The organism is Pseudoalteromonas sp. Of7M-16 (assembly GCF_022347805.1).
Lineage (GTDB): Bacteria > Pseudomonadota > Gammaproteobacteria > Enterobacterales > Alteromonadaceae > Pseudoalteromonas > Pseudoalteromonas luteoviolacea_F.
Genome location: NZ_JAKRFY010000018.1, coordinates 116,378 through 137,832, shown reverse-complemented (window position 1 = coordinate 137,832; position 21,455 = coordinate 116,378). Strand labels below are relative to the sequence as shown.

At 42.0% G+C, this 21,455-nt stretch carries 20 protein-coding genes; 15 read left to right on the top strand and 5 right to left on the bottom strand.

Annotation, left to right across the window (positions count from 1 at the left end):
• Positions 1-5 precede the first annotated feature (5 nt).
• The 15 genes from MHN81_RS18260 to MHN81_RS18190 all read left to right on the top strand — a co-directional run bounded on the left by MHN81_RS18260 (position 6) and on the right by MHN81_RS18190 (position 17,500).
• Positions 6-1,100, top strand: a complete 1,095-nt coding sequence (locus MHN81_RS18260; RefSeq protein ID WP_023401744.1) for a flagellar basal body P-ring protein FlgI — start codon at positions 6-8, stop codon at positions 1,098-1,100.
• A 106-nt stretch (positions 1,101-1,206) separates the two neighbouring features.
• Positions 1,207-2,196 carry a flagellar assembly peptidoglycan hydrolase FlgJ gene (gene flgJ, locus MHN81_RS18255; RefSeq protein ID WP_023401745.1) on the top strand — a complete coding sequence of 330 codons (990 nt, stop codon included), beginning with the start codon at positions 1,207-1,209 and terminating at the stop codon, positions 2,194-2,196.
• 1 nt (position 2,197) lies between these two features.
• Positions 2,198-4,231, top strand: coding sequence for a flagellar hook-associated protein FlgK (flgK, locus tag MHN81_RS18250; RefSeq protein ID WP_023401746.1), 2,034 nt, complete (start codon positions 2,198-2,200; stop codon positions 4,229-4,231).
• Positions 4,232-4,233: 2 nt separating this feature from the next.
• Positions 4,234-5,478 carry a flagellar hook-associated protein FlgL gene (gene flgL, locus MHN81_RS18245; RefSeq protein ID WP_023401747.1) on the top strand — a complete coding sequence of 415 codons (1,245 nt, stop codon included), beginning with the start codon at positions 4,234-4,236 and terminating at the stop codon, positions 5,476-5,478.
• A 335-nt stretch (positions 5,479-5,813) separates the two neighbouring features.
• The gene (locus MHN81_RS18240; RefSeq protein ID WP_023401748.1) at positions 5,814-6,773 is read left to right on the top strand and encodes a flagellin; all 960 of its coding nucleotides are present in this window, start codon (positions 5,814-5,816) and stop codon (positions 6,771-6,773) included.
• 458 nt (positions 6,774-7,231) lie between these two features.
• Positions 7,232-8,194, top strand: a complete 963-nt coding sequence (locus MHN81_RS18235) for a flagellin (protein WP_023401750.1) — start codon at positions 7,232-7,234, stop codon at positions 8,192-8,194.
• A gap of 159 nt (positions 8,195-8,353) precedes the next feature.
• Positions 8,354-9,313: a flagellin gene (locus tag MHN81_RS18230; RefSeq protein WP_023401751.1), complete on the top strand. Its 960-nt coding sequence runs from the start codon at positions 8,354-8,356 to the stop codon at positions 9,311-9,313.
• 86 nt (positions 9,314-9,399) lie between these two features.
• Complete coding sequence (locus MHN81_RS18225; protein ID WP_023401752.1) at positions 9,400-9,810, top strand: flagellar protein FlaG; 411 nt, start codon at positions 9,400-9,402, stop codon at positions 9,808-9,810.
• Between the two features lie 21 nt (positions 9,811-9,831).
• Positions 9,832-11,256, top strand: coding sequence for a flagellar filament capping protein FliD (gene fliD / locus MHN81_RS18220; protein WP_239426369.1), 1,425 nt, complete (start codon positions 9,832-9,834; stop codon positions 11,254-11,256).
• Between the two features lie 17 nt (positions 11,257-11,273).
• The gene (gene fliS, locus MHN81_RS18215; protein ID WP_023401754.1) at positions 11,274-11,702 is read left to right on the top strand and encodes a flagellar export chaperone FliS; all 429 of its coding nucleotides are present in this window, start codon (positions 11,274-11,276) and stop codon (positions 11,700-11,702) included.
• Entirely contained in the window at positions 11,692-11,988 is a 297-nt protein-coding gene (locus MHN81_RS18210) for a hypothetical protein (protein WP_036977307.1), read from the top strand. Before fliS ends, MHN81_RS18210 begins: the two co-directional genes overlap by 11 nt.
• Before the next feature lie 18 nt (positions 11,989-12,006).
• Positions 12,007-14,094 carry a 6-hydroxymethylpterin diphosphokinase MptE-like protein gene (locus MHN81_RS18205; RefSeq protein WP_239426368.1) on the top strand — a complete coding sequence of 696 codons (2,088 nt, stop codon included), beginning with the start codon at positions 12,007-12,009 and terminating at the stop codon, positions 14,092-14,094.
• Between the two features lie 3 nt (positions 14,095-14,097).
• Positions 14,098-15,402, top strand: a complete 1,305-nt coding sequence (locus MHN81_RS18200; protein WP_023401757.1) for a DUF4910 domain-containing protein — start codon at positions 14,098-14,100, stop codon at positions 15,400-15,402.
• Positions 15,402-16,067: a class I SAM-dependent methyltransferase gene (locus MHN81_RS18195; protein ID WP_023401758.1), complete on the top strand. Its 666-nt coding sequence runs from the start codon at positions 15,402-15,404 to the stop codon at positions 16,065-16,067. Before MHN81_RS18200 ends, MHN81_RS18195 begins: the two co-directional genes overlap by 1 nt.
• 53 nt (positions 16,068-16,120) lie before the next feature.
• Positions 16,121-17,500 carry an FAD-dependent oxidoreductase gene (locus MHN81_RS18190; RefSeq protein ID WP_239426367.1) on the top strand — a complete coding sequence of 460 codons (1,380 nt, stop codon included), beginning with the start codon at positions 16,121-16,123 and terminating at the stop codon, positions 17,498-17,500.
• Here MHN81_RS18190 and MHN81_RS18185 read toward each other — a convergent pair.
• The 5 genes from MHN81_RS18185 to MHN81_RS18165 are packed head-to-tail and all read right to left on the bottom strand — an operon-like array spanning position 17,479 to position 21,455.
• On the bottom strand, positions 17,479-18,312 hold the full coding sequence (locus tag MHN81_RS18185; RefSeq protein ID WP_023401760.1) for an AAC(3) family N-acetyltransferase: 834 nt from the start codon (positions 18,310-18,312) through the stop codon (positions 17,479-17,481). The genes MHN81_RS18190 and MHN81_RS18185 overlap by 22 nt on opposite strands.
• A complete protein-coding gene (locus tag MHN81_RS18180) occupies positions 18,309-19,043 on the bottom strand; it encodes a hypothetical protein (RefSeq protein ID WP_023401761.1) in 735 nt (244 codons plus the stop codon). The genes MHN81_RS18185 and MHN81_RS18180 overlap by 4 nt, the downstream gene beginning before the upstream one ends.
• Positions 19,036-19,293: an acyl carrier protein gene (locus MHN81_RS18175; RefSeq protein ID WP_023401762.1), complete on the bottom strand. Its 258-nt coding sequence runs from the start codon at positions 19,291-19,293 to the stop codon at positions 19,036-19,038. The genes MHN81_RS18180 and MHN81_RS18175 overlap by 8 nt, the downstream gene beginning before the upstream one ends.
• On the bottom strand, positions 19,290-20,747 hold the full coding sequence (locus MHN81_RS18170; protein WP_023401763.1) for an AMP-binding protein: 1,458 nt from the start codon (positions 20,745-20,747) through the stop codon (positions 19,290-19,292). Before MHN81_RS18170 ends, MHN81_RS18175 begins: the two co-directional genes overlap by 4 nt.
• A gap of 6 nt (positions 20,748-20,753) precedes the next feature.
• Complete coding sequence (locus MHN81_RS18165) at positions 20,754-21,455, bottom strand: nucleotidyltransferase family protein (RefSeq protein WP_239426366.1); 702 nt, start codon at positions 21,453-21,455, stop codon at positions 20,754-20,756.

Here is a 21,455-nt window from a genome sequence, read left to right as displayed (position 1 = left end):
CAATTATGCGTATTGTGCAAACTCTAGTAGTACTCTTTACACTCATCTTATCGCTTGAAGCAGCAGCTGAGCGCATTAAAGATGTTAGTGTTGTCGAAGGGGTAAGAAGCAACCAGCTTATTGGCTACGGTCTTGTTGTGGGCCTGCCAGGAACGGGGGAGCAAAGTCGCTTTACCGAACAAAGCTTTAAAGCGATGCTGAACAGCTTTGGTATTACCTTACCTGGAAATTTAAAACCAAAGATCAAAAATGTGGCTGCGGTAGCGGTTCACGCAGACTTACCACCTTTTGTAAAGCCAGGTCAGAGTATTGACGTGACAGTATCTTCAATTGGCAGTGCTGGTAGTCTAAGAGGGGGGACGTTGTTACAGACCTTCTTAAAAGGTGTCGATGGCAATGTATATGCCATTGCGCAGGGCAGCATGATTGTCGGTGGATTAGGTGCTGAGGGATTAGATGGGAGCCGAGTGGTGATCAATACGCCCACTGTTGGTCGAATCCCAAATGGTGGCATGGTTGAACGCGCTGTCAAAAGTCCGTTCACTCAAGGTGATCACATTACATTCAATTTAAATCGTCCTGACTTTACCACGGCAAAGCGTTTAGCAGATACGATCAACGAATTAGTCGGGCCAAACAGCGCCAGTGCGCTAGATGCCGCTTCAGTCAGAGTGATTGCACCTCGAGATCCATCGCAACGAGTGGCTTACCTGTCTACACTTGAAAACTTGGAGTTTAAACCGGCAGATACATCGGCAAAAATCATTGTCAATTCGAGAACTGGCACAATTGTAATTGGTAAAGATGTTAAGTTACAGCCCGCCGCAATCACGCACGGTGGGTTAACGGTAACCATTGCAGAACAGACCAATGTGTCGCAACCACAGCCTCTTACTGATGCAGATGCAGTTGTCACGCGTCAGAGTATTGTTGATGTAGACCAAGATGATTCAAGAGCATTTGTTTTTGACCCCGGTAGCAGCTTAGATGACTTAGTTCGTGCTATTAACGCTGTAGGTGCAGCTCCAGGTGATTTAATGGCGATACTTGAAGCGCTAAAAGAAGCTGGCGCAATACATGGTCAACTTGTTGTCATATGATGATCAATTAATAATCAATAAGTTAGCCTCATTTTTATGAGGCTTTTTTTTGGCTCAAAATTTGCATTGTTAATAATATTCTTTTTTAGCGACGTGTTTTTGAACTATGAATACTGATCCAACACATAATCAAAGCTTTTTTGATTTAAACAACCTGAACTCATTGAGACAGGATGCGTTAAAAAGCGCGGGTGATGGTGATGCATCAAAACAAGCGCTAAAAAAAGCTGCGCAGCAGTTTGAGTCAATTTTTACTCAAATGCTGTTAACCAGTATGCGTAAAGCCAATGAGGCTTTCGAAGACAAAGATAGCCCCTTCAACTCTAGCAGTGTCAAATTCTATCGTGATATGCACGACCAACAAATGGCATTGGAATTATCGAATAAAGGTAGTTTAGGTCTAGCAGATTTGATTGTGCAGCAGCTGTCTCCGGAAAAAAATGGCTATATGCCTTCATCAGTTGTGCGTACCGGCGCCGAGTTGCAAAGCGATCGAATTGCTAGCGGTCAAACTCCAATTAATCAGCCCGATAAAGATGTAGTAGAAGAAAAAAGCACAGTAAAAGATGTGGCAGATACCCCTGCTGATCCTCAGGCTTTTGAAAGCCCAGAAGAGTTTGTGAAAACTCTATGGGGTTATGCTAAGTCTGCGGCAGAAAAAATAGGCTTAAACCCAGCTGTGATGGTGGCACAAGCGGCGCTGGAAACTGGTTGGGGGAAACATGTTATCTCCAAACAAGATGGAAATAGTAGTTTTAACTTATTCAATATTAAGGCGGATAGCCGCTGGACAGGAGACAGTGCCAGTAAAATGACACTCGAATTTGAACAGGGCTTACCTGTTAAAAAACAAGCAAATTTTCGCGCTTATGACTCGTTAAAAGATAGCTTTAGCGACTACGTTGACTTTCTACAATCCAATCCTCGCTATGAAGAGGCGTTACAAAAAGCGTCTAAACCCGGCGAGTACCTAGATGCACTGCAACAGGCTGGGTATGCGACTGATCCTAATTATGCGAATAAAATAAAAAATGTATTGGGTGGATCACATTTTCAATCAGCAGTGTCCTCATTTGCACGTCAGGGAGTAAACTAAGATGTCTTTTAACTTAATGAATATTGGCACATCTGGCGTAAGAGCAAGTAGTGAACTACTGCAAACGACCAGTAAAAACATCGCCAATTTAAACACAGTTGGGTACATTCGAGAGCGTACTGAACATGCTACGTTAATTGGTAATCAAGTGGGTCGTGGTGAAACCGTCCGCTTACTAAATGAATTTGCGCAAAAGCAGTTGTACCGAGATGTATCTAGTCAGTCCTATTATGATCAGTTTGTAACTGAGTCTACACGTGTTGATACACTATTTGGCGAAGACTCAAATAATTTAAACAGCAGCATTAACTCTCTGTTCAATAATTTACAAGAAGCGATGAACCTACCTTCGTCTACGGTGACGCGGTCATTGTTTCTCACCGATGCACAAAATCTCATTGATCAAATGGACCGACTGTCTGGTATTGTTTTCGACCAAAATAATATCGTAAATGAGCAGTTATCAATTTACTCACAAGAGGCCAATAACTTAATTCAAAAAATAAGTGATTTGAATGGTCAGGTAGGTGCACTTAATGCGAACCCTGATAGTGATAATGCAAACTCAGTGCTCAATGAGCGTGATCAGGCAATTAAAGATTTGGCAGAGTTAGTTGATATTGAAACCCTTGACGGTTCAAATGGCGAGAAGCTGGTTTTCTTAGGGTCTGGTCAGTCGGTAGTGATGGAAAATGGCAGTTTTAATTTGTTTTCACTAGATGGCGATCCTGATCCAAGCAAGAAAGAATTGAAACTTGATGTCACCGACGGTACAGCAGTTGCACTGGATGTAGATCAAACCAAATTACAGGGCAAGATTGGCGGGTTACTGGCGTTTCGTGATGAAATATTGATCCCAGCACAAAACCAGCTGGGCCAAATAGCGTTATCTTTGGCTGACGCTTTCAACCAACAAAATAAACTCGGTATGGATTTAGATGGCAACTTAGGCGGAGATATATTTTCAATTCCGACCACAGCCGGTTATCCTCACAGAAGCAATACAGGTACAACCCAGCTCGTTGCGACATTGGAACCAGGAAAAGGTAACGAGATCCCTGCAACGGATTTTAGAGTCTCTTATGATGCCGGTTCAAGCCAAATTACTGTTGCAGCGATTGATGCGCAAGGCAATACCATTGGCACTGCGACGACAGTTCCTTATGTAAACCCTTTAAATTCTCAATCTGCGCCCGCAGGCACAGATTTATTTGGCTTGCAAATCAGCTTTACCGATGTGAACGGTGCAGTTACCACGCCAAATGATGGAGATATGTTTGACATAAAATTGAACTCAGCGGCGGCTGGTACCATGACACTGGCAACTGATAGACCAGAGAGTCTAGCGCTTGCGTCTCCAATTCGAACTGAGTCTTCAGCCAATAATGTGAGTAACGCAACTATTTCTGTCGGTACAGTGACAAGTACAGATCCAGCAAGTAGTAATTTTGCTGCTACGAGTCCTCCAACTTTGACAAATGGCACGATCACGTTGGTGAAAACAGGTAACCCAGATGAATACCAGATCACCGATGCAAGCGGTACAACGACATTTACAGCACCTGCGCCGAGAGAGAATATCTTGGCGTCGGCTGGTGGTGTGTTTGCGGGGTATGGTTTTGACTTCAATATCGATGGTGAGCCATCAACAGGTGATACTTATACCATTGAATTCAACCAAGGCGGTTTCGATGATAACCGTAATGGATTGGTATTAAGTCAATTACAATCTGGACAATTAGTAAGGCAAAATGTGGTTACTACCGCCGTTGCGGACAATTTAAATACATTTAATGAAGCTTACGCCGGGCTAGTTACCGATATTGGGGTAGTCGCCAACCAAGCTAAAACAAATGGCGCAGCGTATGATGCGCTTGCTGCTCAGTCTGAGGCGTGGTTTGAATCGGTAGCTGGTGTGAACCTAGACGAAGAGGCGGCAAATCTATTGCGTTTCCAACAATCTTATTCTGCGTCAGCACAAATTTTAAGTGCTGCCAGAACAGTGTTTGATACACTGCTTAGTGCTGCGAGGTAATTATGCGTTTATCTCATAACATGATTTTCAAAAGTAACTTGAATTCTATCTTGAACAGTCAGCAAGAAGTGAATAATTCGATGAAGCAAGTTAATACACAAAAACGTGTATTAACTGCATCGGATGATCCTTCTGCAATGGCGAGATCATTACTCTACTCCGACAAGATCCAGACTAATGAACAGTACACTAAGAACTTAACGATGTTAAAAAGCCGTCTTGACACGCAAGAAGGTGTGCTTGATAACATTAAAGATTCTTTGACTCGCTCGATTGAGCTTACCGTTAACGCTGGTAATGGTTCATTGACCGCGCCTGATAAGGCGGCACTCTCTGAAGAGCTGGAGTCAATTCAAACTGCTGTTTTAGAGTTAATGAACTCCAAAACGGAAGATGGTCGTTATATCTTTTCGGGTTATCAAGATAACACTCGAACTTATGAATTTGACAGCAACAATAATCGATATGCTTATCGAGGCGATCAGGGGCAGCATAAAATTAAAGTGGCCGAAGGTGTTGAGATTAAGTCTAGTGATAATGGGTATGATGTTTTTGAAAGTGTAGAGCAGCGCCTGAATGTCACAACCAATACGGCTACGCCTTCTGGTGGTATTGTCAGTGCAGATGTATATGTTACACAACAAGGCCCTTTCGACCTGTTCCACAAAGCCAATTACAATCCAGACCCAACGGCGCCAGCGACGAGAAATGAATTTCAATTAGAGCTCAATGGCACAACTGCTCCCCCAAGTTACCGATTAATGCAAGGTGCAACGGTATTTGAGACCGGTACTTATACTGAGAACAATATTAAAGTTGCGGGTATGGAGTTTAGTTTTACCGGGACTGCGGGGGCTGCCGATACGATTACGTTCGAACTGGGCACGCCCGAGAAAGACAATGTATTAAATACCTTGGAAAGCCTCATTACCGCAGTGCAAGACCCCAACCTTTCCGACAAAGATTATCGCCAAGTATTGGCGGACTCAATGATAGGGTTGGAGAATGCAAAAAATCGGGTTTCACAGATCCAATCGGGGTTAGGCGGCAGAATGAATACCGCTACGCGGATCACTGACGCAAACACGGATTTGGATATTAACAACAAAATTGCGCGTGCAGATTTGATTGAATTGGATATGGCTGAGGCCATTACTGAATTAACCAAACATGAAACGCAACTTCAGGCTTCCCAGGCGACGTACGGCAGGTTATCCAATTTGTCCTTGCTCGATTACATTCGATAAACTATTTAGCCGTCATCGATTTGACGGCTTTTTATTATTAAACCCGCCAAATATTAAAGTTTACTTGTTAACCCCTTGACCCACATATAAAAACATTGCCTTATCTCGGTTATTTGTCAAAGCGGAAAGTCCTTTCCCTCTATTCCTAGAAGGCTGGAAATTACATTTTTAGTCTTTTAAATACAGTGATTTATAAAAAAAATTAAAAAAATTCTAAAGGAAACTTTTTGCCGTCCGATAACTTAATTAACCAAGCCGGACAGTTTAAATAACTCGAAGGCCAAGAGAGTTATAAGTTTGAGAGTAAGTACTCAGTTTACAGTGGGAGAATTACCATGGCACTTTATGTAAATACTAACGTAAGTTCATTGAATGCTCAAAGACAGTTAAACAATTCAGGCAATGCCTTAGACGTTTCATTCAAGCGTTTATCATCAGGCTTCCGTATCAACAGTGCAGCGGATGATGCGGCAGGTCTACAAATTTCAGACCGTCTAACTTCACAAATTAACGGTTTAAACCAAGGTAACCGTAACGCGAATGACGGTATCTCTTTAGCGCAGACAGCTGAAGGGGCGATGGATGAAGTAACCTCAATGTTCCAGCGTATTCGTACATTGGCACAACAGGCTTCAAACGGCTCAAACACAGATGAAGACCGTTTAGCAATACAAGAGGAAATTCGTTCTCTATCGGCAGAAGTTAACCGTGTTGCTGAAGATACGACCTTCGGTGGTCAAAACCTTTTAGATGGTACATATGAAGCAAGCTTCCAAGTGGGTGCAGATGCAGTACAAACCATCGGTTTTAGTATGAAAAATGTTGCCGGTACGGCAAACGATATCTCAGCAAATGGTGGTTTCACGTTATCAGGTATTGCAGGTATCGCCAGTGCAATCGGTGGCAACGACTTATCAGGCTTAGCGAGTGGTGTAAGTGCTATCTCAAATGCTTCGAATAGTTACACTTTCAGTGATACGTTCCAAGCTGGCTCAATCAGTGTATCGTCACAGGCAAATGCACAGGCTGTACTGGCTGGTATGGATTCATTGATTGCCGTAGTTGATAAAAAACGTGCGGAACTTGGTGCGGTTCAAAACCGATTCCAATCTACAATCCGTAACCAATCGAACATTGCTGAAAACCTATCAGCTGCGAAATCTCGTATCAAAGATACTGATTTTGCTACAGAAACAGCATCGCTAACTAAGATGCAGATTCTACAACAGGCGAGCCAAACGATTCTAAGTCAGGCGAACCAACGTCCACAAGCAGCATTAAGTCTTCTAGGTTAATAAAGTAGAGGCTATGTAAAGCGGAGGATGAAAATGGTGTCTGTGCTTGATGGGGTATTAACACAGACACCGGAATTGGATGGTAAAGCGGAGGAGCTTATAATCCAAATCAGTTCATGTATTCAATGAACACATTAATGTTAGCACTTTCCGTGCCAATATTTAGAATAAAATATTGACACTCACTCTCAAACTTTTAAAAAAGGAGGCATTGGCCTCCTTTTTTTTACATAAAAATCAAAAATTCAAATAAAATCAGATGCTTATTGTTTTTGTTTCAATGTCGTCAAAAATTCTTCTCTTAGTTGGCATGTAGCTTGCTTTTACTTATTCAAACTTTGAATAGTTGTACAAGTGGCAGTTTATTGCCCCATCGTTAAAAACCTTATCGATTCGGATTGCCTTCTTGTACTCATATATTGCTCTTGAATAAGAGCATTGAATAGAGAGAGTGAACCATGGCTTTATTTGTAAATACTAACGTCAGCTCGCTGAATGCACAAAGACAGTTGCAGCAGTCGGGCGTAGAACTAGATACATCTTTTAAGAGATTATCTTCAGGTCTTCGTATCAATAGTGCTGCAGATGATGCAGCGGGTCTGCAAATCTCAGACCGTTTGCAATCGCAAATACTGGGTCTAAACCAAGGTAACCGAAATGCAAACGACGGGATTTCACTGGCCCAAACTGCTGAAGGTGCGATGGACGAAATTACCAGTATGTTTCAACGTATTCGTACTTTGTCACAGCAAGCGGCTAACGGTTCAAATACCGATGAAGACCGTTTAGCAGTTCAAGAGGAAATTAGACAACTAGCGGCAGAAGTAAACCGTGTTGCCACGGATACGACGTTTGGTGGTCAAAACTTACTCGACGGCTCTTACTCAGCTAATTTCCAAGTCGGTGCCGATGCGGTACAGACAATTGGCTTTAGCATGCAGTACGTTGGTGCAACGGCAAACTCAATGGCAGCCAATGGCGGATTTACTATGTCAGGTATTGCCGGTATTGCGAGTGCGGTAGGTGGAAACGATCTATCTGGCTTATCTGATGGTGTCAGTGCGATTTCAGGCGCTTCTAACTCATTTACTTTTAGTAATGTATATCAAGCAGACTCTATCAGTGTTTCTTCACAAGCGAATGCACAGGCTGTTATGGCTGGTATGGATGCCATGATCGCAGTTGTGGATAAAAAGCGTTCAGAGCTAGGTGCGGTTCAAAACCGATTCCAATCGACAATTCGTAACCAATCGAATATCTCTGAAAACCTAGCCGCTGCAAAATCGCGTATTAGAGATGCTGACTTTGCACATGAAACAGCTATGCTTACTAAAAATCAGATTTTACAACAAGCTAGCCAAACAATATTGGGTCAGGCGAATCAGAGACCACAAGCTGCATTGAGCTTATTACAAGGGTAATTAATTTATTTTTAAAAATATTTGCAAATAAAGCTAAAGCTTTCGCTTTATCAGTCGATAGCGGAGTTAGAGAACTATAACTTTAGGACTCTGACAATCGCTAAAACAGGGTAGGGGTATCCCGTTCTAGCGACCAAAATTGATAAAGCGGAGGCTATTATGGCTTTATACGTAAACACCAATGTGAGTTCTTTGAATGCCCAAAGGCAATTAAACAACTCGTCAAGCGCTTTGGATGTTTCATTCCAAAGGTTGTCATCAGGTACTCGTATTAACAGTGCTAAAGATGACGCAGCAGGTTTGCAGATTTCAAACCGATTAACAGGCCAGATAAACGGTCTTAATCAAGGTATTCGAAATGCAAACGATGGTATTTCATTGGCGCAAACCGCTGAAGGTGCGTTAGATGAAACAACGCAAATGTTCCAACGTATTAGAACACTTGCACAACAAGCTTCAAACGGTTCAAATACTGATGAAGATAGATTGGCGGTTCAAGAAGAGATCCGTTCACTATCAGCTGAAGTTAACCGGGTTGCGGCAGATACTACTTTTGGTGGTCAAAACCTACTAGATGGCAGTTATGATGCCAGCTTCCAGGTTGGTGCCGATGCAGTTCAAACAATCGCATTTAGTATGAAAAATGTGTCTAGTACTGCAAATGATGTATCTGCAAACGGTGGTTTCACCCTTTCGGGTATTGCAGGTATCGCAAGTGCGATTGCTGGCAATGACTTATCGGGACTATCTTCAGGCGTAAGTTCTATTTCTGGAGCGTCAAACTCATATACCTTCAGTGACACCTTCCAAGCAGGTTCTATCAGCGTATCTTCTCAAGCCAATGCACAAGCTGTATTAGCGGGTATGGATGCATTGATTGCTGTAGTGGATAAAAAGCGGGCAGAATTGGGTGCGGTTCAAAACCGATTCCAATCAACTATTCGTAACCAGTCTAACGTATCTGAAAACTTATCAGCTGCACGTTCACGTATCAAAGACACAGACTTTGCTACCGAAACAGCTAGCTTAACTAAAATGCAGATACTGCAGCAGGCAAGTAGTTCAATTCTAAGTCAGGCTAACCAAAGACCTCAGGTCGCACTCTCTCTACTTGGTTAATTTTGGCGCTATGGTTGCGTCAAGTTTGGGACTCAATACAAACTTGACGTATACTATATATTAGGCTTGTTACTTGGAGGTGTATTATGAAAGACGTTCAATCTGCTACTGGAGTTGGAGCGAACGGCATGGTGCCAACTCCTGATATTGCGAAGCCCGAAGAAGGACAAGAAACATTACGAGCTGTTGAAGGTAATAACAAGCTTGAACAATCTCGAGAAAAAAAGGAAGAAGAGGGTAAATTACAACCTGAATTGTTTGAGGAGGTGAAAGCCAATCTCGATCGGCTAAGTAATGTTTTGCCTGTAACTTCGACGAATTTGTCGTTTGAATTTGATGAAAATGGGGATCCCCCTTTCATTAGAGTGATTGACAGAGGTAGTGATGAGGTGATCAGAGAAATTCCTTCTGAAGAGTTTCGAGAAGTAGCTAAGGCTTTGGATGAATTTGCCGATAAGGTATCAGGTAAAGGTGTGCTGTTTGATAGAACAGCTTGATTGTTAGTTGGAGGTAGCAAAATGCCACTTATTACATCTGCTGGTGTAGGCTCAGGGTTAGATCTTGAAAGCATTATTAAAGCGTCTGTTGATGCTGAAAATAGGCCCAAGATGCAACAGTTCGCAATAAAGGACGAAGCGCTCAAAGTCGAGTTATCGGCGGTTGGCGAAGTGAAGTCTGCTATCTCCAAACTTAACGATACTGTCGAAAAATTGGCAGATATCTCAAACTTCAATAAAAGGGTTGCGAATATTACGCAGCCTACAAGCGGTGATATCATCAGTGTTACACCAACGTCAGATATTTCAGTTGGTAACTTTGATATTGCAGTAACACAACTTGCTCAAGGTAGTCGTGCTGTAACCGCGGACAACGCGTTTGCGTCAAGTGACACCGTAGTCAGTGCATCAGGCGGCACCTTGTCGTTTTCAGCAGGCACCAATTCCTTTGATTTAACTGTCACAGCGGGCATGACGCTGAATGAGTTGCGAGATGCTATTAATGCTGACGATAATAACTTTGGACTCACAGCGAACATCGTCAACACAGGTGATCCGACGGTTGGCAGTAAATTGGTATTAACTTCTAGCATTACTGGGGATGGCAATGACTTGGTAATTACCAGTGATACGTCCGAAATGGATGCGCTAGAAACCCATGATGCAACGACTAACCCCGCTGGTGGGATGACCATTGCGGATGATGATAAAGCACAAAATGCAAAAATTACCGTTGATGGTTTGGAAGTAACCAGCTCTACCAATACCTTTAAAGACGCCGTGCAAGACATGACCATCACGGCAAAAGCAAAAAGCGTTCAAGATGCAACCACATCTGTGTACGAAACGGCTAAACTAAGTGTTGAATATGACAGAGAGTCGGTCAATACATTAATTGATGAACTCATTACCAACTATAATGCAGTTATTGGTCAGATTGGCTTTCAGACAAGAATAGGTAGGCCATTAAATGGTGACTCATCTATGCGTAGTTTAGATGATCAATTAATATCAGCGCTCTCTAAACCGCTAACAGACGCGGGACCATTCGGATCGATATTTGATATTGGTTTGGGCGTAGATAAAGAAGGCTACCTTGAAAAGTCATCGCTAGTACGTAGTCTGAATGACGCAATGGATTCTAATTTCGATGATATTGGCACAGCGTTTGCAGGACCTAATGGGGTTGCCAAAGAACTCGAATCGTTACTTGGCAACTACGTAGATTCAGGTGGTTTGCTAAAACAGAGGGAAGACAGTCTCAATGGTCAGATCAAAGACCTTGAAGACGATGTCATAAACCATGAGTATAGAATGCAATCTCTGGAAGACAGGTTAAGGAAACAATATGCTGGTCTAGACGTTTTGATAGCGCAAATGCAGCAAACTCAAAACTATTTAGGTGCGCAGCTTGCAAACCTGCCAGGATTTACTAGCAAGAAATAACACTGTAAGGAGCCGTTATGTATAACGCAAGAGTCAAAAATTATCAGCGTGAGGCACTTAAAACGCGTGTTGCTGGTGCTGATAGATATGAAGTGATCCAAATGCTCATGGCGGGCGCGATTGAAAAAATGGTCCTCGCAAAAGTGGCAATTGAGAAAAAACATTTAGAAGCCAAGTCTGAACACATTTCTAAATCATCGGCCATTATTGGTGCGTTGAGAGATTGCCTAGACTTTGAAGTTGGTGGTGAAGTCACAGAAAACTTATATGCTCTGTATACTTACATGCTAGAGCGTTTGTTGGATGCGAGTATGCAAAACGACCCAGCAATTATTGAAGAGGTTTCTAATTTGTTGAAAGAAATCAAGTCTGCTTGGGATGCTATACCTTATGATGTACGAGAAAAGACGCTAAACCAAAATGGTGCTGATGCAAATGTCGGCTGAGCTAGCTAAGCTTGAAGACCATATAGAAGAACTGGAAGCTCACTGTCAGGCTGGTGAGCTAGAAAGCGCGGAAAAAGTACTAACTAATTTAGACTTGTCTTTGAAGAAGATATTCACAAGTGATGATATCAACTTGACCCAAGAGCAAGTCGCGCACCTACAAAATTGCTATGCGAATATATCAGCTATAAATGACAGGCTGCGACAACAAAAGGGTGATGTCACTACGCAGCTATCTCGACATTTAGGCAATAAAAAGAAAATAAACGCATATAAAAGCATCTAACCAACAATCAAGTTTAATATGAGTCAAAAATCCCTCGAAGAACAAATTCAAATTATTGACGAGCAGTTAGCAAATTCAATTGAACATCAGGCTCGGGAAGCAAAATTTGCAACAGAAGCAAACGAAAGATTTGCTCGCAATGTCACTGGCTTTGAAGAGTATTACCCGGATATCGCCAACGCAATTAAAGAATTCAACGTGCGTGAAGATTTTTGTCTTCATGTCACATCAACCGGACACGGCAATTTTGTCCCCGCAAACCTTTCAGCGCCGATATACAGTGATGACCCTATTGGTCAAGTGACACAACAAGTTGAGCACAGCATACAACACCCTATGTTCAGCGCGACTGATTATACAGCATATCAGTCTGATCCGAATGATACACGCATTCATGTGCGCTATATGGGGGCAATGACAAAGGCTTTACGTAAGATAAAAGCAAAGGATAGGGCGCACTTTGCGCAGTTACCTGAAAACTTTCCCTCTGCTATGATTTTTGGCATTGGCTTAGGTTATCATGTTGAGTTACTGCTCGAAAAAACCACATTTGATTATTGCTTTCTAATTGAACCTGATTTTGAAGTATTCTTTGCCAGCTTATTTTGTACCAATTGGTATGACATTATAAAAAAAGTAGATGAGCAAGGTGGCTCGTTGTTTTTCCAGCTTGGTGCGAATAAAGACAACTTTATCAAAGATTTGGAAGTGTTGGCCGACAATATTGGCGCTTTCTCTGTGGTTAGGTCATTTTGTTATCAGCACACGCCACTGCCAGAAATTATCGAACTTATCCAACAGTGGTCACAGCAATACTTTAAGTTTCAATTCGGTCATGGGTTTTTTAACGATGCGATCACTGGGCTCTCTCATACGGTGCATTTGTTAGAAAAGAACATTCCTATGTTGGTTCAGCCCAAAGACAAACGCTTGGATTTATCTACACCTGTATTTATTTTAGGCAATGGTCCCTCGCTAGATGAAGCTGAAGCCTTTATAAAAGAAAATTGTGATCGTGCCATTTTGATGGCAGCTGGTACTTCAATTGCGTCTTTGTATAAAAAAGGTATTCCAGTGGATTTTCACGTACTGGTTGAGCGCCCTTATTCTAACTACAAAATATTTGGCGATATCTTTCCTGCCGAGGAATACAAAAAGACAAATTTGATCGGCCTCAATACACTTTATCCTGATAACACAGATAGATACAAATGGTCGGGTATTGCTGGAAAAGGCAATGAGGCAGGTACATTCTTACTGGAAATATTGAGTCAGACTCAAAGAAATGTCGGTATTCCTTTGATGCCATATTGTAACCCAGTGGTTGCAAATGCGGCGCTTTCCTTTGCCATGTTTACTGGTTTCAAGAATATTTATTTATTTGGTATTGATAATGGTAACTTACTGACCGGTGAACACCATAGCAAAGACAGCATCTATCGCATCAACCAAGATGATGAAAGCGAAGAAGGGATTGCCTGTTTGAGGATGGATGGTAAATATTTACCAGCTAATTTTGGTGGGCAGGTCGAAAGTAATGACTTGTTTATGATGGCCCACAGCCAGCTAGAAAAGCTGATTGCCCATTACCCAACTGGAAGGAATGTTTACAATATTGGTAACGGCGCAAAATTAGTTGGTGCACATGAAGTGCGTGCCGAAGAGCTGTTACCTTTGCCAACCGCAAGAGACAAACTTGAGCAGATTGAGTTTCTCAAACAAGATTACTTTACGCAATTTGACGTTGAACAGTATGATGACAAATTGCTTGGTGTTGATGTATTTGAAGATATCTGTGAGCACATGCTCAGCTTGGCAAATGAACCAGTAACGACTCGAAAGCAAGCATCAAATATCTTACTTAGGCAAGCAAGGTATATCTACTCCTTTAGAAATACGCCATTGCATCACCTTCATCATATGATTAAAGGTGCATTACTGTACTACCACTGCCCTATGTTGTCTCTGCTGTATACCTACGAAGATGATCAGTTTACGCTAGAGAGTTACAGCGAATTAAATGAATTATGGAAAGGTTATATCACTGAAATGAAAGATTTTTACAGAGATAACTATCGTGCTAAGTGTGATTTGGGCAAGGAGTAAATAGTGAGTTATCAAGAAACGGCGGAGTTTTATAGCGATCTGTACGACGAGTTGTTCCCTATTTTACGTTCTATTACGGGACCGGGCTTGCGTCAAAGCTACGATATATTTGGCCGCTATATGCCGTTAGAAATTTGTTCATTTAAATCAGGCTCACGTGTTTTTGACTGGAAAATTCCGCAAGAGTGGCACTGTGAAGATGCTTATTTACTTGACCCTGAAGGCAATAAAGTCGCTGATATGAAGCGTTTGAACATAGAGGTTTTAAATTATTCTGAGCCAGTAGATAGAGATATCGAACTGGATGAATTGCAGAACCACTTATATAGTTTGCCAGATCTTCCGACTGCAGTTCCGTACGTAACTAGCTACTATAAAAAACGCTGGGGCTTCTGTCTTTCTCAGGAATCAAGAGATAAGCTGCGCCCAGGTACATATAAAGCGGTGGTAAAAAGCGAATTTGTAGACGGCACTTTGGATATCGCTCAAACGGTACTAGAAGGCCAGTCCAAAAAAGAAGTAATGCTTAGCTCATATCTTTGTCATCCATCAATGGCCAACAATGAATTAAGCGGTCCACTGGTTTTATTGGGTTTATACAATCGAATAAAGCAGTGGCCAAATCGTCGTTATACCTATCGATTTATTTTAAACCCTGAAACAATTGGTAGCTTGTCGGTATTGCATATGCTTGGAGAGCATTTTAAAGAGAATATGGTATCCGGGTTAGTGATCAATTGTATGGGAGGAGAGCCAGACGAGCTCGTCTTTAAACAAAGCCGTAATGAGCAAGGTATTCTTGATAAGTTGCTGCCGCATTTGAATCGCTTTGGCTATAAGCACAGTAATATTCCTTTTAGCCCGTTGAAGGGCTCTGATGAGCGGCAATATAATTCCCCTGGTTTTCAACTACCTGTATGTTGCGTAAGTCGGGCATTTCACACCGGGTTTGATGAATACCACACATCGCTCGACAACAAAGAAGCCATGGGTATTGATCCTCTGCTAGATAGCATTGACAAACTTGAGCAGATATTTTTAGCACATGAACAGTGCGCAACATTTGAAAATACTTGTCCTTATGGCGAGCCAAACCTTGGCAGTAGAGGTTTGTATCCGACAGTGAGCATGGTGACAAAAGAGCGCGAGCGTCAAGCTTCAGAGCTCAATGATATGCGCATGCTGCTCAATTATGGTGACTGTGAACACGATACAATCGATATTGCCAACCTTCAAAATAAGTGTGTAACTGATATGCAAAGCGCAATTGGCAAACTAGAGCAGCAATCACTGCTAGAGATGGTGTAATGGCGAGCTGGGAATCAATCTATCAAGCGGGTAAACAGTTAAACCGTTATCCGTTCAGTGACATTGTTTCCCTGATCTTTCAAATGAAACGTGAAAACCCCAATCTTAAGGTACTGGAGCTTGGCTGCGGTGCTGGTAATAACGTGGTTTTCATGGCGTCTGAAGGTGTAACATGCGCAGCAATCGACTGTTCAAAAAGTGCGATAGACTTTGCACAAGCGCGCCTATCGGAAAGCAATCTGCAAGCCGATCTTAAAGTGGGTTGCTTTACAGATTTACCTTGGCCAGATGAATGTTTTGATCTGGTGATTGATAGGAGCGCCCTCAATTGTGTACCTAAGCCCCAGATAGAGGTCGCTTTGCAGCAAGTACTTCGCGTTCTCAAACCAAAAGGTCGCGTATTTTCTCAAATGTATGCCGATAGCCATCCTGCACATGACAGCGCATTGAACGCAACAAAAGAGTTTACAACCGGGTTTACATGTGAAGGTTATCGGGATATTGATGGCCTTTATTTTGCATCTGAAAAGGACGTAACACCGTTATTTAGTGGTTTTGAGAAGGTGAATATTGCCTTGAGTACGTCTCAAACATTGTCAGGGAATATCCTTAGTGCTCAATGGTCTATTAGCGCTTTTAAATCTGATACAGATCAGGTTGGCTGAACTGTCGAAAGGGCAGTATAGAGATATCTAGTTTTCAAGTTCAAGAGGCAATTATGCAAGATAAAGCAGTGGTAGTGGGTGGTGGCATCTGTGGCTTAATGGCTGCGCTACTACTAAAACGCAATTTTAAAGAAGTCACGCTAATTGAACAAAGTGATGAAGTCGGCGGTTTATTTCGCTCTGTCAAAGATGATCTTGGTGCTTACTATGACATGGGTTCTCATATTCCCAATGCGACAGGGATCGAAGAGCTAGATACCCTTTTGTTTGGCGCCCCAAGTGAGCAAGACAAGCATTGGAATGTGATTAAAAAACTCAAGTCGGGTAATTATTTTGGTGGTTCATGGGACCTCAACTCGCCATTTGCAGATAGTAAAAAACTTGGTGTAGCGGAATATCAACAAGGGTGTGCAGAGTTAATTCAAAGTACCAGCCCTTCAAGCCAAAACCACATCATGCCTTATTGTCAAGACGTGTTAGGTGAGACGTTTACACAGCATATTATTAAACCAATTTTAGAAAAGTTATATGGGCGTCACACTGACCTTTCAAAGCTCACAATGGGCGCGGGGTTATTCGGCTTTACGCGCATTTTGGCTTTTGATGCCGAGGTCGCAAATGTACTAAAGGATCTGCCGGTATTTGACGCCAAACTGGGTTACCAAACTGAAGCTCACTTTATTGCTAGGCAGCAAAAAGATGCATCTTCAACACCGGATTATTATTACCCAACCTCACATTGTGGTATTCAAGCTTGGGTCGATTACTTAAAGACTAAAGTGGTACAGGCGGGGGTTGATATTCGGTGCAATTGCAAAATTTCATCTTTGGAAACGCGAGCACGCAAAGTTGAGAAAGTATTTATAGCAGGAGAGCCGCAGGCGCTAGAGTGTGATTTGCTGTTTTGGAGCGCTCCACCGTTTATTGCGCTCAACGCACTTGGTCTGCCAGTTGTTGCAAATCGACCTGAGCTGAGAACTGCCATTGTATTTCATTTAAACCTCAGCAAGCCTTTAATCGACAAACAGTCACATTACCTGTGGGTCTGGGATAAATACAGCGATATATTTCGACTTACATTGTATCCTAACTTAAATCCAGCAAGTGAATTTAACACCTTGTCCGCAGAAATACTGTGTCGCCCAGAGGAGGTGGAGAATTATCAGCTGGATGCAATTATGCACGAATTAAAAGAGATGCAAGTTGTCGACCCCGACGCAACATGTTTAAGTCATGTTAAGCAAGTCATTCACAATACATTTCCTGTTCCCACAGAAGCTTTTGAACAAAATAATGAAAAAAATTACAGCACTTTGGCAAGTAGTGTCGACAATATCATTATTTCTGGTCGCTCAGGTGGTAAACAGTGGCGACAAGCAGATGTACTGATTGCCGCATACAATGAACTAAATCAGTATTTAGGCGCTGGGTAACTAACTTCTTTGCCGTCTTCAAAGCGATAGAGCGATTGTGGGCGGCAGTTTAATAACGCGTATTGATCTTTTTGTGTTAGCTGCTTAATAAACTCATACAAGGCTTTCATGCGAATTCCATAGATAAATGAACGACCCAATGTTTGTTTCTTTATAATGTTGTTTGCCAGCAATGATTGCTCAAGCTGAGAGTAATCTTCGCGATATGCGTTATTTATCGGAAAACAAAAGTGGTAAAAGTTGTCTTTTACGGTCTGACCATTGGTAAGTGTGACCTCCCCCATAAAGGGTTTGTTAAAGCGATACTTTAGATTGAGCATTGCTTCTATTTGAACAACAACGGTGGCAACACGCATACCTATTCCCTGCAGAATTAATACACTGTCGGAATTAATCAGTCGCTCAAAAGTGGAGTTTTCACCAAACGCAGAAAATTCTGGTTGCTCAGATCTGCAAATCAGCTGTGCATCTGGTCCGCGGCCACATATTGAGAACATTGGGTGGCCTGAACGCGAAACCTGATCTTGATTTCGAAACCACTCTGGCCAATATCCTAAAACGGTTTCTTGAGAGCGGAGATCTTCATTACGCGTTCTGGGATAGTCATAATTAAAGCAGGGCATGAATATATTGCCTTGCTTTCCCACTACATGCTCGAAGCAATTGAGCAGGGCTGCCGGTATATCTCTCGGAGTAACATCGCTCACTCTTCCCAATGTAAACAGAGATGAGTGGATAAAGACATTGTCACTTTTGTTTATACCGACCTCGGCCAATGTATTTTTTATATCTTGTGTTGAGTTGGCCTTCATAAGAAATCTTCCCCTCCAAATGCTGCTTTGACTTCTTCATAGATATCATCAATACGCTGTGCAAAAGCTTTGTCTTTCCATGGTTTTCCCGAGAGGATCATCCACTCATACTTACTGATAAATTTCTTGAGTTGCTTTTCGTCTAAGGTATTAATATAGCCGTTCATTTTTAGTTTAAGCCTATCTACAAGCTCTTTTAAACAGCGAAATACAAACACGACTTCAGGGTCTTGTAGCAGAGGCCGTAAACTTATCGTGAGCTCCCGTTTAATACGTTCCGATTGCTCTCTTACGAGCGTACATTTATGTTCAGCATCAGGGTCTCGGTAGAATAAATCCATCAGTGCAGCGTATTCAAAGTCATAAATAGTTCCTGTGGCGTCAACCACAGGAAAGTATGGATAAATTCTGCATATCAAGGGTCTATGGCCGTGAGGCTCGCAAACGCCTCCACAATTACAGGAGAGCAAATATATACTAAAAGACTTACCATTGGATAAGTTAAAAGTGCGCTTTTTGGGCGGCTCTGTAATATTGCTAATACCACCAATAGATTGGTAGTACTCATATTCTTTTTCTAACAAGGGTAATGAAACCCCGTTTTTATCAAGAATATTAAAGTGTTCACCGTAGAAGTTTTTACAGCAATAGCCACCACATGTTTTCCAGCACTCCGGTGCTTTCACATATTCTGTGCTGTAAATTTGCTGCCAGTCCGCTTTATTAGGCATTTTGTTGTTCACTAAGCAGTTTTACTAGGCCGTTAATAGCAGTAAATGCGACAGGATCAGCGTCTTCAAAATCAATATCAATATCGAAGGTATTTTCTATGTTCATCAACATAGTAATGAAATCCATCGAGTCTAACAGGCCTGTGGTGATAAGGCTTTCATCCTTATTGATGGTATTGATAACGTCTTCACTGTGCTTTTCAGCCAGTGTTTGATAAATTGTTTCTTCGATGTTTTTTGCTAAGCTCATTCTTTCTCCAACATAGCATACAAGGCTAGTTTGTCTATTTTACCATTTGAATTCAAAGGCATATCATTTAGCCATAGAACCTTTTTTGGGATCATATAGCTGGGTAATTTGGACTTTAAACTAGTCATTAATTGCTGTTCAATATTTTTATCGGCCTGACCACAAATAAATAAAGCTATGAATTGCGGTGTGCCTTTAGGGTAAGCAATGCTCTGTACCAGCGGGTTGCTGATTAATGCTTTACTTAGCGTGTCTATCTCTGACAGTTCTATTCTATATCCCTGTATTTTAACCTGATCGTCAAGACGGGAGACATACTCCAATTCGTTTAGAGGATTGTATTTGGCGATGTCACCCGTGCGGTAAAATCTCTGTCCGTCGATAACATCAAATGAATCACGGGTTTTTGTTGGGTTATTTAAATAACCTGAAAACACTTGCTTACCAGAAATAAGTAATTCACTTTGAGCATTTAATGCCATTTTCATATGCGAGAAGCAAGTTCCTATTGGGATATAGCAGTGGCTATATTCCCGCTCAAGCTCAAAAACATGATGAGTACAAGCGATAGTGGCTTCAGTTGGTCCATATAAGTTGATCACCTTGCTATTTGGTGCGGCAAGTTGAAACTTTCTAGCCAACTCCACCGGAAGCGGCTCTCCACAAAACAAGCTATATCTCAGCAGAGGGTAGGCTTGGGGTTTGAGCATGCCTATCTTCGCCATAATGGCAGCTGTAGAGGGCACACTAAACCACACTGTAATTTCATGCTTTTTGGCAAACTTGCCGGGTGCAAACATTGCAGTTTCGGGCAAAACGTATAGACATGCGCCACTTAACCATGTAACAAACATGTCGTGAATACTTAAATCGAATGTGGGGTCAAATATTTGACTGACTCTATCTTGGTGTGTCAATTTTAGATAGTCAGTCATATAGTTTAAGTAGCTTTGTAAGTTTTCGTGGCTAATGGGTACGCCTTTAGGTACTCCAGTGGACCCTGATGTGAAGAGAATATACGCTATCTCATTGCGCTTATTGATCTCCAAACTTATCGGCGGGTTTGAAGCGTGTTCAGGTTCAATATTATCGATATAAATAAATGTTACATCTGGCAGGTGCTGAGAAAGTTTCTCTGCGAGGTCTGCATATTGCTGAGCAACAACAATAGTTTGAAGTGCACTTTGCTGTACGATAGATACTAAGCGCTCAACTGGGAACTTAACACCAAGCGGGACAAAGGTTCTGTTACTCGTCACGCAGCCATACACGGAAGCAAAATATGTGATATCTCTGTAACTTAAAATACCAATACTGCGCGCCTTTTGACTCAAACGACCCATGATGTTGTTTGCGATGTTCAGCAGCTGCTGATAAGAATAGCAGCGGTCATTGACATGCAGGGCATCGCGACTTTCATTGTTTGCTTTTAGTAACTGCTCGGCTAATCTCATTATTTGCTACTTTAATTTAGACTGCAAATTTGTGTATGCAGTAGGTGTACCAATATCGACATATAGACCCGAAGTTTTATATGTATACAGCTTATTAATCAAAAGGGGAACGAAGTCGATACTGATCTCATAAAAGTGCCCTTTTGAAAAATGCGATAAATGTTTGTCAAACACGTGCTCAGAAAAAATAAACAGTGCTCCGCTGGCTAGGTTGCCCGGCGGATTGGCAACTTTTTCATGAAACGCAGCGATAACCCCATTATCTGACAGTTCAACAATACCACATTGCTGAGGTTGTGGCGTTTCAAACAGCAGCAAGGTTGCATCACAGTGAGTTGGTCGTTGGTGGTGCGCTTGCAGCATTGCAGTGAGTGTATCTTCACAGTAGTTGTCAGCGTGAATAACTAAGGTTGTGTCACCTTTCCAAAAATCTTGGTTTGCAACAAGCGTTCCCCCAGTACCCAGCAAGCTTTCTTCTTTTACTAAAGTAATTCGAGAGCGATAAGGGGACTGAGCGACATAATGCTCAACTTGCTCTGCGAAGTAGTGGACATTGATGAGAATTTCATCCACATTCAGTGCGATAAGTTTTTTAATCCACAAACCCAGTAACGGCTCTCCGTTGATGGGCACCAAACATTTAGGGATGCTATTTGTCAGGGGGCGTAAGCGAGTACCTAACCCCGCGGCTAAGAGTATTGCTTTCAT